Origin of the sequence: Burkholderia aenigmatica (genome assembly GCF_902499175.1) — a bacterium.
GTDB classification, from domain to species: Bacteria; Pseudomonadota; Gammaproteobacteria; order Burkholderiales; family Burkholderiaceae; genus Burkholderia; species Burkholderia aenigmatica.
This window is the reverse complement of the sequence record NZ_CABVQC010000012.1, coordinates 26,681-39,514: the sequence shown is the minus strand read 5'-3', so window position 1 is coordinate 39,514 and position 12,834 is coordinate 26,681. Positions and strand designations below refer to the sequence as shown.

Below are 12,834 nucleotides of genomic sequence, written 5' to 3'. Positions count from 1 at the left end.
CCGACAAGCGCCGGGCCTCATGACTTAATTTAGATTTTCTAGTCTACTCTGGACATTTTGGTTTAGGAAGTGGATACTTTGACCAGGTTGTTCCGCAGGGATGTCGGGTCGTCATGGAATTCGCGCTCGGGCAACAGGCGGAAGCTGCCTGCCGCGGAGATGTCGTGCCGGACGAGGCGCCCACCTGCTCGCTGTCTACACGCGCGGCCGATGGCAGATCGCGCAATCCATATCAAAGGAACGGACTGACATGAAAATCAAGGAATTCGGTGTCGAGCGCTGGATGGATCTTTACGAGCACCACTGCACGTACAACCTTGCGGAAACGTGCGTCGAATCGCTGACCGTCGACCAGCTTCTCACGCTGACCGGCCGTCAGGAATCGGTGCTCGACGAGCTGCGGCCGATGAAGCTGACGTATGGCGCGATCGAAGGGACCGCCCGGCTGCGCGAGGCCATCGCTCGCACGTATTCGAAGCAGTCGGCGGAAAACGTCATCGTGACGCACGGCGCCATCGGCGGGAATGCGTTGATCTACGAAACGCTCGTGGAACCCGGCGACACCGTTGTCTCGGTCCTGCCGACTTATCAGCAGCACTACTCGATTCCGGAAAGCTATGGCGCGAACGTCAAGGTCCTGAAGCTGCGCGAAGAGAACGGCTTCCTGCCGGATCTCGCCGAACTGGAGTCGCTCGTCGACGGAAAAACGCGACTCATCGCCATCAACAACCCGAACAACCCGACGGGATCGCTGATGGACGAAGCGTTTCTGCGCAAGGTCGCGGATATCGCTCGGCGTTGCGGCGCCTATGTCCTCTGCGACGAGGTGTATCGCGGCACGGACCAGGAGGGGAGCGGGTATAGCGCATCGATCGCGGACCTCTACGAAAAGGGCATCAGCACGGCCAGCATGTCGAAGACCTATTCGCTCGCCGGGTTGCGTCTCGGCTGGATCGCCGGCCCGACCGATCTGATTCGGGCAGTCGCCGTCCATCGCGACTACAACACCATCAGCGTGGGGATGATCGACGACTACTTCGCCACCCTGGCGCTCGAACACCGCGATGCGATCATGAAGCGCAATCTCGACATCGTCCGCACCAATCTCGCGATCCTCGCGGCGTGGGTCGATCGGGAACCCGCGATTTCCTGGATCAAGCCGAAGTCGGGAACGACCGCGCTCCTGAAATATGCGTACGACATGCCGTCGCGCGATTTCTGCGTCGAATTGCTGGAAGCGACGGGCGTGATGTTCACGCCGGGGAGCGCGCTCGAGATGGAGGGGACTATCCGGATCGGTTACGCAAACCACCGGGATGTCCTCGAGCAGGGGCTGGCGCGCGTGTCGGATTTCCTGCGGACGAAGTCAAGCTGACGGGGCCGGTATCGAGCCGCTCGGGTGGGCCGTTGCCGCGCCCGGCCGGCGCGGCCGGCACGCCGTTACCGGCGCCGAAGCAGTGCCGAATCCGTCATTCGAGCCCGCGCATGTCCCTCAAGTGCTGGTAGACGGTAGCGCGTCCCATGTCGAGCACGTTCGCGACATAGTGGGCGGTACGCTTGCCGTTGAAGCCGCCCTGCGCGTACAGGGCCTTGACGAGCTCGCGCTTGTGTTTCCGGGACAGCGAGTCGAGCGCGAGCTGACGTTCGCGTAGCCAGGTGTGCAGGAACGTGTTGATGCGCTCTTGCCAGTCATCGTTGAACAGGGCTTCCTGCGGTCGCACGGGGCCCGCGCCGGTCACGAACAGGTCGAGTGCGTGCCTGATGTCGTTGAATGCCGCGATATTGAAGTTGATGCACACGACCCCGATCGGCTCCGACGATTCACCGGGTACGAGGACGCTGACGCAGCGCATCTGACGGCCGTCCCAGTTCGTTTTCTCGTAGGGCCCCATCACGTGCTCGATCGCGGACGCCTTGAATTCGTCCAGGGCCGAGTCGTCTCCGGTTTCGCGCTTCGAGAGGTTGTTGGCGATGTAAGCGACGGTTTGCGTCGCGAGATCGTGGATCACGACTTCCGCGAAAGGGAAGAACAGCGCGGCGATACCGTCGGCGATGCGCCGATATCGATCGAGCGGGCGTTGATCGGCGAGGGCTTGTTTCGGCTTGCGGAGGAGCATCTTTCGTCTGCCAATCGGGATGGGTTCAGATCGTGAGCAACGAGACGGGCGGGGGCGTCCCGGCGTTACGCCGGTCAATTGCCCGGTGTGTCCGCGGTAAACGGGACGGCGATGACCGCTACGGTATCGTCGCGCCGGACGAGTGCCTGGCCGTTCAGGCAGAGCAGTACGCCCTCCCGTGGCGCATGAACGGGCGCCGGTGGTGTCGTCCGGTCCATGTAATGCTGAACCCCCAGGACGTCTCCCTGCCGGATCGTTGCGCCGAGCTCGACCATCGGTTCGAAGAGTGCCGTATCGTCGGCCAGCACCGTGTATTCGGAGCCGGGCACGTGGAGCACGCGGGACGCAGGCGCCGGCGTTCGACAGTCCGCGCGACGGAAGTGTCCGAGATGCCGCAGCAGCCGATGCAGCCCGTCATGCGTCAGCTTGATCGTCGACGGCGTGACCAGTGCACTGCCGCCGAGTTCGCTTGCCAGCATCAGCTTTCCGGCGCGTTCCACAACATCGTCGATCATGACGTCGGCATGATCCTCGCGCAGCACGACCGTGAAGGGCGCATCGAAGCTTCTCGCCGCGTCGATGAACGCAGCCGTGCGCGATGCATCGGATTGCTCATGAACGAACATGCACGGATGAAAGCGCAGCGTGCGGCCACCGGAATGCAGATCGACCACATGGTCGACGCGCGGAACGAGTTCGTACGAAATGAAATGTGCGAGGCGCTGCGTGACCGAGCCTCTGTCGTTGCCCGGAAACTCCCGATTCAGGTTGCAGTTGTCCAGCGGAGACAGGCGGGCGCCGTCCAGTACGGCAGGCAAATTCAACGACGGGATGATGATGACCGAGCCTGCGAGCGCGCGCGCATCGAGCGCATGCGCGAGCTTCGAGAGTGCAATCTGGCCTTCGTACTCATCGCCATGACTTCCACCCAGCAGCAGCGTCGACGGTCCGACGCCGTTCCGGAAAAAGAAGACCGGGATGCGCAGATTTTGCCAGGCGCTCGTGTTGGTGGAACTCGGCAGTTCCAGGTAGGCCGCCTGGCGTCCGTCGAGCTGCCAGTCGATATTCAGTCGCGTCATTGACAAACCTCTTGCGGTGACGGGAGTGCGTCGCGTGACGGCGACGCCGGATGCAGCGGCTCGCTCCCCGGTTTCGAGGAGCGAGGACAGGGTTGGCACGGGGTGCATCCATCTTGATGGATAACAAAATCCAGTTTAGACTAAAAAGTACATGCCGATCAATCGACGTCGACGGCAAGGTGGTCGGGCAATTCGGTCTCGTTCCTGAAGACGCGACGCGCCCGCCGCATCGATCGTTTCATGGACCTAACCCGGTGTGAGGAGAGAGCGATGGGGAAGCACGGAGTTCGCGCGATATTCGCGGTTGCGCTTGCGGCGATGGCGATGTGGGGACCAGGGGCCCATGCGGAAGGCATCAAGACCATTCGGTTCGGCCTGGAAGCCGCCTATCCCCCGTTCGAATCGAAGGCGACGTCCGGGCAGCTCCAGGGCTTCGACATCGACCTCGGGAATGCACTCTGCGCGCAACTGAAGGCGAAATGCGTGTGGGTGGAGAACGCGTTCGACGGCTTGATCCCCGCGTTGCAGGCCCGCAAGTTCGACGCCATCGATTCGGCGTTGAACATCAACGCGAAGCGGGCCGAACTCGTGGATTTCACGGTGCCGCTGTATCTGACGCCGGCCCAGCTCGTCGCCCGCAAGGGCAGCGCGCTGCGGCCGACGCCCGAGGCACTCGCGGGGCATAGCGTCGGCGTGTTGCAGGGGTCGATCCAGGAACAGTATGCGAAGCAGATGTGGGCGTCGAAGCATGTGAACGTCCAGAGCTATCAGACCCAGGACGAGGCGTATGCGGACCTCGCGATGGGGCGGATCGATGCAACGTTCGTGGACGCGACGTCGGCGAGCCTCGGTTTCCTGAGCAAGCCGAACGGAAAGGATTTCGCCTTCGCCGGGAACCCCGTCAATGATGCGAAAATCATCGGCACGGGTGTCGGCATTGCGGTGCGCAAGGGCGACAACCAGCTTCGCGAGGCGCTCAATGGTGCATTTGCCGAACTCAAACGCAACGGCACCTATCGGCAGCTTCTGAACAAGTACTTTACGGTGGACCTGGCCGTGCATTGACCGGCGACGGACGTGTACTGCGTCAGGTCTGCATCGATTCGGAAAAACAGACATGAGCAGAGCACACACGCCCGCCACCAGCGCCACGGGCAAGACCGGCGATCGGACCAAGGCGAGCCCGACGAAGCGCGGCAAGCGACAGGCGGGTATGGGGCAGGTTGCCCCGCACCGCGCGGTTGCCGATGCGATCGCACTGCTGTTCCAGCCTTATACGGAAGTCGTGCTTCACGATCTTGCGACGCAAACGGTCGCCTATGTGGCGAACAATCTGTCGAAGCGGGAGGTCGGCGACGATTCGGCGCTCGAGGAAATCGGGTTCGACGAGCGGGAGAACGTGATCGGCCCGTACGAAAAGCTGGGCTGGGACGGCCGCAAGATCCGCTCGATCAGTGCGGTGTTGCGGACCGAGGCCGGTGAGCCGGTTGGGGTCATGTGCATCAATTTTCACCAGGCCGCGCTCGATCAGGCCAAGCAGGCCCTGGAATTGTTGTTGTCGAGCGCGGTGCTGCAGCCGCAGCCGGAGAAGCTGTTCCGCGACGATTGGCAGGATCGGGTGAATGTCTTCCTCGATCACTGGCTGCAGGAGCGCAAGCTCGCGCTGTCGATGCTGACACGGGAGCATAAGCGCGAACTCGTGGCGGCCTTGTATGCGGAAGGCGCGTTCAACGGAAAGAGCGCCGCGAACTATGTCGCAAAGGTCCTGGCGTTGGGGCGTGCGACGATTTTCAACTATCTGAAAGAGCTAAGAGGTGAAGGGTGACGGAAGATTTGTTTGACCGGATCGAGGAAGCGCATCGCGCGATTCGTCCTCAGGTGGCCGTGACGCCGCTGACGTTCAGCCCGATGCTGTCCGCGGCTTCCGGGTGCCAGGTGTATCTGAAGTGCGAGCACCTGCAACATACCGGCTCGTTCAAGTTTCGCGGCGCGACGAACAAGGTGCGGCTCCTGGATCCGCAGACGCGGCGCAACGGTATCCTGACCGTGTCGAGCGGAAATCATGGCCAGGGCGTGGCGCTGGCGGGCAAGCTGGCGGGTGTCCCGGTCACGGTCTACGCGGCGAGCACGGCCTCTCCGGTCAAGCTCGAGGCCATCCGTGCGCTCGGCGCCGAGGTCGTGACCCTCGACGACTCGAATCTCGGCGTCGAACTGGAAGCCGCTCGCCAGGCGCAACTGAAGGGGATGAAGTTCGTTTCCCCCTACAACGATCTCGACGTGATCGCCGGTCAAGGCACGATCGGCATCGAGATACATGAGCAGGCGCGCGCGGAACACGTGCAACTGGCCGCGGTGTTTGCGTCGGTGGGCGGCGGCGGGCTGATTTCCGGCGTCGGCACGGCCGTCCGCCGCCTGATTCCGGGCGCGGCAGTCGTCGGATGCTGGCCGGCCAATTCGACGGCACTCTACAGCTCGTTGAAGGCGGGGAAGATTGTCGAGAGCGAAGAGCTCGACACGATTTCGGACGGCACCGCGGGCGGGATCGAACCGGACACCATCACGTTCGACATCGGCCGGAACGTGATCTCGGATACGACGCTCGTCACCGAAGAAGAAATCAAGGCCGCCATGAAGCGTGTCGCGCAGACCGACCGCTGGATGGTGGAGGGCGCGGCGGGCGTCGCGTTGGCGTCGATGCTGAAGCGCGCGCCCGAATACCAGGGGCGTGCGGTGGCCGTGATTCTGTGCGGCCGGAACATCGTGCTGGAAAAATTCATCGAGGCGGTGCAATGAAGATCTGGAGCAAAGACGAGATCGTTGCGCGCTTCGACGCCGATCGCGCGGTGCGGATGATCGAGCAGGGGTTCATCGCCTATTCGCGGAAGGCGGTGCTCGTTCCGCCGATTCAGAACTTCTATTTCGCCGCGGCCAACGGCGATTGCTGCGTCAAGTCGGCGTATGTCGAAGGCGCGGAGACTTTCGCCGTCAAGGTGTCGGCCGGTTTCTACAACAATCCCGCCGCGGGTTTGCCGACGAACAGCGGCCTCGTGATGATTTTCTCCGCGAAAACGGGCGAGCCTGTCGGCTTGCTCCAGGATGGCGGATGGCTGACATCGGTGCGCACGGCGATCGCCGGCCAGCTGGCCGCCCGGGTATTGGCGCCACGCGAGGTGCGCGGCATCGGCATCATCGGGACGGGCGATCAGGCGCGGTTCCAGCTCGAATACCTGAAGCCCGTCACGACCTGCCGCGACGTCCACGCGTGGGGGCCGAACGCCGGACGGGGCGAGCGCTTCGTGGCCGATATGTCGGCGCAAGGTTTCCACGTCACGTTGCACGACAGCCCTGAGTCGGTTGCGCGACACGCGAACCTGATCGTGACGACGACGCCGTCGCGCGAAGCCCTGCTGAAGTCCGAATGGATTGCCGCAGGCACCCACATCACCGCGGTCGGTGCCGACGGCCCGGGAAAACAGGAGCTGGATGCGCGGATCGTCGCGAGCGCGCATGCGATCGTCGTCGATTCGATCGCGCAATGCAGCAAGTACGGCGAGATTTCACATGCGTTGTCCGCCGGGTTGATTCAGGAAAGCGCCCTGCTGGAACTGGGCGATGTGCTCGCGCGAGGCGGGCGTGCGCGAGATGACCGGGATACCACGCAAATCACCGTTGCCGACCTGACGGGCGTCGCGGTGCAGGACGCTCAGATCGCGGATAGTGTCGTCAGCCACGGCAATTGAGTGCCCCGATTTTCCGGCGCAAGGTGTCCTCCGCACCTCTCGCCGGAAAGCCCCGTATTTCCGCGTGACGCGATGCGCGACACCATTTCGTTATCCTGGATGATGAGCGTCGCGACGGCCGCTATGCGGATCGATCGGAGGATCGCGCGCATCACTTCAACGCGGTCTCGTTATCCGCTGCTGGCGTCGTCCGGCAAAGTGGCCGCCTGATAGCGGAAACGGCCGCGACTTGATCGGATCGGGGAGTGCGGAAGCCGCACGGCGCTTCCGCACACGATTGAATGACATATCGATGAAATACACCCTTCCCGACAGAAACATTCCATCGTAATTATTTGATTGAAAAGCGATTTTGATAAAAATCAAAAATATATCGCACGAATGATCTGGTGTATTGAAACCCTCAATACAATGATTCGCGACTGCACATGCGTGCGGACTGCTCCTCCTGTTTATTGGCTCGCGGCAGAAAGGTAAATCGACCTTTCTATAGTTTCGCGCAGTGAAAAAATACGACCCGAGGTTTCGCGATGACGAATCACGACGTGCGCGAGTCGCGCGTGTCCGGCAATGGCATGCGGCCCCTTGAAGGCAAAAGGGGAATCGTCGTCGGCATGGCGAACGAGCAGAGCATCGCGTGGGGATGTGCGCGAGCTTTTCACGCAGCAGGCGCCGAGCTGGCCGTGACCTGGCAATCCGACCGGGCGTTGCCGTTTGTCGAGCCGCTGCTGGAACAGCTGAAGCCGGCGATTGCGATGCCCGTCGACGTGAGCCGGGCCGACCAGATGCACGCGGTGTTCGACATGATCGGCGAGCAGTGGGGCGGCCTCGATTTTCTGCTGCATGCCGTTGCCTATGCACCGAAGGCCGATCTGCACGGGCGGGTTGTCGACAGCTCGCCGGAAGGGTTCGCCCTCGCGATGGATACCTCCTGCCACTCGTTCATCAGGATGGCAAAGCTTGCCGAGCCGTTGATGACGTCCGGCGGCAGCCTGATGGCGATGACCTATATCGGTGCCGACCAGGTCATCGCGGAGTACGGCGTGATGGGGCCGGTCAAGGCGGCGCTGGAAGCCACCGTCCGCTACCTGGCGGTCGAACTGGGGCCGGCCGGCATCCGCGTGCATGCGGTTTCGCCCGGCGCGTTGCCCACGCGGGCGGCCTCCGGGCTGCCGAACTTCGGTCACCTGCTTGACGACACCGCACGGCGCGCGCCGTTGCGCCGGCCGCTCGACATCGACGACGTCGGCGCGCTGTGCACCTTTCTTGCCAGCGATGCCGCACGTGCGATGACCGGCGGCGTTCACTACATCGACGCGGGGATGCACGTGCTCGGCTGACGCGAGGCGGCCGCTCCCGGAATGCGTCGAGACTTACCTTGCCCCTCTGGAGAACAGTGTTATGGATGCTGCCACGCAACTGGCGCGCAGTCATGAGATCGCCACGGAGATTGCCCATGTCCTGCAAAAGCGCACGCAGCACGCGCTGGAACAATACGGGAAACGGTTGGGCGAAGCGCTCGACGGCAGCGACAGCCGCGACCCGGGTGCCGCCCCCTTTGCCGCGCCTTTCTCGCCGCTGAGCGCGTGGCATTACGCGGTGGATGCCGTACAGCGCTCGCTGCTGTTCTGGGACACCCTGCGCGAGCGCGGCACGCAATACGTCGAGCGCACGGCCCAGGGGCTCAAGCCGGTGCTTCATTTCGACTACGAAGTCGTGCTCGACGGCCGGCAGTTCGAACGGCCCGTCAATTACGCGCTCGTTCACATCCAGCCGCCGGACGGCGTGATCGTCGACGCCAGCAAGCGGCCTTACCTGATCATCGATCCGCGCGCGGGGCATGGCCCGGGCATCGGCGGCTTCAAGGACGATTCGCAAGTCGGCGTGGCGTTGCGCGCGGGGCATCCCGTGTACTTCGTCGTGTTCTTCCAGGAGCCCGAGCCCGGCCAGACGCTGCTCGACGTGTGTGCGGCGGAACAGGCGTTCGTCCGGAAAGTGCGGGCGCTGCATCCGGACAGCCTCAAGCCGGCCATCGTCGGCAATTGCCAGGGCGGGTGGGCCGCGATGATGCTCGCAAGTTCGTCGGCGGACGATACGGGCCCGATCGTCATCAACGGCGCCCCGATGTCGTACTGGAGCGGTGCGTGGAGCGACGGGCCCGGCGACAATCCGATGCGCTATGCCGGCGGCCTGCTCGGCGGCACCTGGCTCGCGTCGTTCTCGTCGGACCTCGGCAACGGCAAGTTCGACGGCGCCTATCTCGTGCAGAATTTCGAGAACCTGAACCCGGCGAACACGTTGTGGGACAAGTATTACCACGTGTACGACAACATCGACACTGAGCCGCCGCGCTTCCTCGAATTCGAGCGCTGGTGGGGTGGCTACTACCTGATGAACCGCGAAGAGATCGAGTGGATCACGCGCAACCTGTTCATCGGCAACAAGCTCTGGTCCGGCGAGGTGCGGGACGGGGCAGGCAAAGCGTTCGACCTGCGCGAGATCCGCTCGCCGATCATCCTGTTCGCGTCGATGGGTGACAACATCACGCCACCGCAGCAGGCGTTCAACTGGGTCGCGGACATCTACGGCAGCACGGAGGAGATCAAGTCGCGCGGGCAGGTGATCATCGGGTTGATGGAAGAGGATGTCGGGCATCTCGGCATCTTCGTGTCGGGCAAGGTCGCGAAGAAGGAGCACGCGCAGATCGTCAGCGTGCTGGATGCCGTCGAAACGCTGCCGCCCGGCCTCTATGCGATGTCGATCGAGGAGGTGAAAGGCGCCGACGGGAAGATCGCTTACGAGGTCACCTTCGCCGAGCACCGTCTCGAAGAGATCGCGCAACACTTCAACCGCTTCGGGCGCAAGGACGAACATGCGTTCGAGGCTGTCGCCGAGCTGTCGGAATTCACGCAGCGCGCCTATGAACTGTTCATGCAGCCGTTCGTGCAGCAGGCATCGAACGAGACCACGGCACGCCTGTTGCGCGATTTTCATCCGCTGCGCTTTCAGCGCTGGGCGTTTTCGGATCTGAATCCGTGGCTTGGCTGGCTGAAGCCGGCCGCCGACACGGTCAGGGCTTACCGCCAGCCGGCCGACGATATCGAGCCGTGGCGCAAGCTCGAACATCGCGGCTCCGATATCGTCAGTGCGTCGCTCGATTTTTTCCGCGCGATGCGCGATGCGAGTACCGAGTCGCTGTTTTTTACGCTGTACACGCAGCCCTTCATGCTGCATTTCGCTGAGCAGTATCGTGACCATCATGCCGCTTCGCCGGTGGCGACGGATCCCCGCGATCTGCCGTTCGTGAAGGAGGCGCTCGCATCGATCGACCGGGGCGGCTACACCGAAGCGGTGGCGCGCGCAGCGTTTCTGCTCGAACGCAGCGGCGAACCGTTTCCGCTGGCGCAGCTGGCGACCGAGCGCGAACTCGCGGAAACCTACGCCGAGTATCTGCCGGACCTGCCGGCCGATCAGTGGCGGCGCATCTATGGCGAGCAGGAGATCATCGCGACTTACGCGCCGCAGCAGGCCGTCGCCACGCTGCCGGCACTGCTTGCCAGGCCCGAGGACCGCCGGCGGCTACTGACGGTGCTCGACAAGCTGCTCGGCGATCCGCGCGTGCAAAGCGCGTCGGTGAGCGAGCAGCAGTGGGCGGCCCTGCAACGCATCCGCGCGGTGCTGGGCGCACCGCCCGCGATGCGGCCGGCCAAGGGGCCGGTAGCGGCCCCCGATCGTGTGCAGTGACAGCCGGCAAGGAACCGAGATGGAAAACAGACACGAGAAATATCAGCGCCTCATCGAACACTGCCAGACGCTGGCGCCGATGCCGACCGCCGTCGCGCATCCGTGCGATCGAAGCTCGCTCGAGGGGGCGCTGGAGGCGGCGCGCAAGGGGCTGATCGACCCGATCCTGGTCGGCCCGCGTGCACGTATCGAAGCGACCGCCGCGGAATTCGGGCTGTCGATCCGCGCGCACGAGATCGTCGATACGCCGTACAGCGAGGCGTCGGCAGCGGCGGCGGTGCGACTCGTACGCGAGGGCCGGGCGTCCGCGCTGATGAAGGGCAGCCTGCACACCGACGAACTCATGGCCGAAGTGGTCCGGCACGATGCCGGGCTGCGCACGGGCCGGCGCATCAGCCATTGCTTCGTGATAGACGTGCCCGCGCACGCCGATCCGCTGATCGTGACCGACGCGGCGATCAATATCGCGCCGACGCTCGAGGAAAAGGTCGACATCCTGCAGAACGCCATCGATCTCGCGCATGCGCTGGCGTTTCCGCAGGTCTACGTGGCGATCCTCTCGGCGATGGAGACGGTCAACCCGAAAGTGCCGTCGACGCTCGAAGCCGCCGCGCTGTGCAAGATGGTGGATCGGCGGCAGATTACCGGCGCGCTCGTCGACGGCCCCCTTGCACTCGACAACGCGATCGATCCCGAGGCCGCGCGCATCAAGCAGATCGATTCGCCGGTGGCCGGGCACGCGAACGTGCTGATGGTGCCGGATCTCGAAGCCGGCAACATGCTCGCCAAGAGCCTGTCGTTCCTGGCCGGCGCGGACGCGGCGGGGATCGTGCTCGGCGCGCGCGTGCCGGTCATCCTCACGAGTCGCGCCGATTCGTTGATCACCCGGCTGGCTTCCTGTGCGGTCGCGATGCTCGTCGCGAACGGGCAGCGTGAAGCGGCCAGGCGCGCAGGGTGACGCCATGGCAGACGTGATTCTGGTGTTGAATGCCGGCTCGTCGAGCATCAAGTTTTCCGCATTCGACGTGCAGGGCGACACGCTCGGGCTGATCGTGCACGGCCAGGTCGATGGCCTGTACACGGCCACCGCGCACTTCAGCGCGGTCGACCATCACGCGGAACGTCACGAGCGGCAATGGGCCGGCGGCGAGTCGTTCGGCCATCACGAAGGGCTCGCGCAGATCGCCGCGTTCCTGGAGGATCATCAGGAAGGGCACCGTCTCGCAGCGGTGGGCCATCGCGTCGTGCACGGCGGGCAACGCTTCAGCGGCCCGGTGCGTGTCACGCCCGAGATCGTCGCCGAGCTGGAAAAACTCACCCCGCTCGCGCCGTTGCATCAACCGCACAACCTCACGCCGATTCGCATCCTCGAAGCGGTGCAGCCCGGTATCGAGCAGGTGGCCTGCTTCGATACGGCGTTCCACAGCACGCAGCCCGCGGTGACCCAGGCGTTCGCGCTGCCCGCGTCGATCACCAGCCGGGGCGTGCGACGTTACGGTTTCCATGGGCTCTCGTACGAGTACATCGCGAGCGTGCTGCCCGACGTCGCGCCGCAGGCGGCGCGCGGGCGCACGGTCGTCGCCCACCTCGGCAACGGCGCGAGCATGTGTGCGCTCGTGGCAGGCAAAAGCGTCGCGAGCACGATGGGGTTCACGGCGGTCGACGGATTGCCGATGGGCACGCGTTGCGGCAACCTCGATCCGGGCGTCGTGCTCTTCCTGATGGACGAACTCGGGATGGACGTGCGCGCCGTCGAGGATCTGCTCTATCGGCGCTCCGGGCTGCTCGGCGTGTCCGGCCTGTCGAGCGACATGCGGACCTTGCTCGCGAGCGACGATCCGCATGCGCGCTTCGCGATCGAACTGTACATCTACCGCATCGCGCGCGAACTCGGTTCGCTGGCCGCCGCGATGGAGGGCATCGACGCCATCGTTTTCACGGCGGGGATCGGCGAGCACGCGGCGGCGATTCGCGAAGGCGTGCTGCGCCGCGCGGCCTGGCTCGGCGTCGAGATCGACGTCGAAGCGAACCGCGCGGACGGGCCGCTGATCGCGACGGCGTCGAGTCGCGTACCGGCCTGGGTGATCCCGACCAACGAGGAACTGATGATCGCGCAACATACGCGCCGGTTGATCCGGTGACGAACGAACAAGA

Annotated in this window: 12 protein-coding genes; 10 read left to right on the top strand and 2 right to left on the bottom strand. The window is 64.1% G+C overall.

What is annotated here, in order from left to right; genetic code table 11:
* Positions 1-250 precede the first annotated feature (250 nt).
* A complete protein-coding gene (locus BDO18943_RS11095; RefSeq protein WP_175022327.1) occupies positions 251-1,375 on the top strand; it encodes an aminotransferase in 1,125 nt (374 codons plus the stop codon).
* Positions 1,376-1,469: 94 nt separating this feature from the next.
* On the opposite strand, the gene BDO18943_RS11090 is transcribed toward BDO18943_RS11095, so the two are convergent.
* Both BDO18943_RS11090 and BDO18943_RS11085 read right to left on the bottom strand, forming a co-directional pair.
* Positions 1,470-2,117, bottom strand: coding sequence for a helix-turn-helix transcriptional regulator (locus tag BDO18943_RS11090; protein WP_175022326.1), 648 nt, complete (start codon positions 2,115-2,117; stop codon positions 1,470-1,472).
* A 74-nt stretch (positions 2,118-2,191) separates the two neighbouring features.
* A complete protein-coding gene (locus BDO18943_RS11085; protein ID WP_175022325.1) occupies positions 2,192-3,295 on the bottom strand; it encodes a succinylglutamate desuccinylase/aspartoacylase family protein in 1,104 nt (367 codons plus the stop codon).
* Between the two features lie 171 nt (positions 3,296-3,466).
* On the opposite strand from BDO18943_RS11085, the gene BDO18943_RS11080 reads away from it, so the two are divergent.
* From BDO18943_RS11080 to BDO18943_RS11040, 9 genes are all read left to right on the top strand, one after another.
* Positions 3,467-4,261, top strand: coding sequence for an ABC transporter substrate-binding protein (locus tag BDO18943_RS11080; RefSeq protein WP_175022324.1), 795 nt, complete (start codon positions 3,467-3,469; stop codon positions 4,259-4,261).
* 52 nt (positions 4,262-4,313) lie between these two features.
* Positions 4,314-5,021, top strand: a complete 708-nt coding sequence (locus tag BDO18943_RS11075; RefSeq protein ID WP_205187724.1) for a helix-turn-helix transcriptional regulator — start codon at positions 4,314-4,316, stop codon at positions 5,019-5,021.
* Positions 5,018-5,989, top strand: coding sequence for a threonine/serine dehydratase (locus BDO18943_RS11070; RefSeq protein WP_175022323.1), 972 nt, complete (start codon positions 5,018-5,020; stop codon positions 5,987-5,989). The genes BDO18943_RS11075 and BDO18943_RS11070 overlap by 4 nt, the downstream gene beginning before the upstream one ends.
* Positions 5,986-6,936 carry an ornithine cyclodeaminase family protein gene (locus BDO18943_RS11065; RefSeq protein WP_175022322.1) on the top strand — a complete coding sequence of 317 codons (951 nt, stop codon included), beginning with the start codon at positions 5,986-5,988 and terminating at the stop codon, positions 6,934-6,936. Before BDO18943_RS11070 ends, BDO18943_RS11065 begins: the two co-directional genes overlap by 4 nt.
* A 72-nt stretch (positions 6,937-7,008) precedes the next feature.
* Positions 7,009-7,146 carry a hypothetical protein gene (locus tag BDO18943_RS11060; protein WP_175022321.1) on the top strand — a complete coding sequence of 46 codons (138 nt, stop codon included), beginning with the start codon at positions 7,009-7,011 and terminating at the stop codon, positions 7,144-7,146.
* 320 nt (positions 7,147-7,466) lie between these two features.
* On the top strand, positions 7,467-8,276 hold the full coding sequence (gene fabI, locus BDO18943_RS11055) for an enoyl-ACP reductase FabI (RefSeq protein ID WP_374101768.1): 810 nt from the start codon (positions 7,467-7,469) through the stop codon (positions 8,274-8,276).
* A gap of 61 nt (positions 8,277-8,337) precedes the next feature.
* Positions 8,338-10,680: a DUF3141 domain-containing protein gene (locus tag BDO18943_RS11050; protein WP_175022320.1), complete on the top strand. Its 2,343-nt coding sequence runs from the start codon at positions 8,338-8,340 to the stop codon at positions 10,678-10,680.
* Positions 10,681-10,699: 19 nt separating this feature from the next.
* Entirely contained in the window at positions 10,700-11,638 is a 939-nt protein-coding gene (locus BDO18943_RS11045) for a phosphate acetyltransferase (protein ID WP_175022319.1), read from the top strand.
* A 4-nt stretch (positions 11,639-11,642) separates the two neighbouring features.
* Positions 11,643-12,821 (top strand): acetate/propionate family kinase, encoded by a 1,179-nt coding sequence (locus BDO18943_RS11040; RefSeq protein WP_175022318.1) that lies wholly within the window; start codon positions 11,643-11,645, stop codon positions 12,819-12,821.
* The last annotated feature ends 13 nt before the right edge of the window (positions 12,822-12,834 follow it).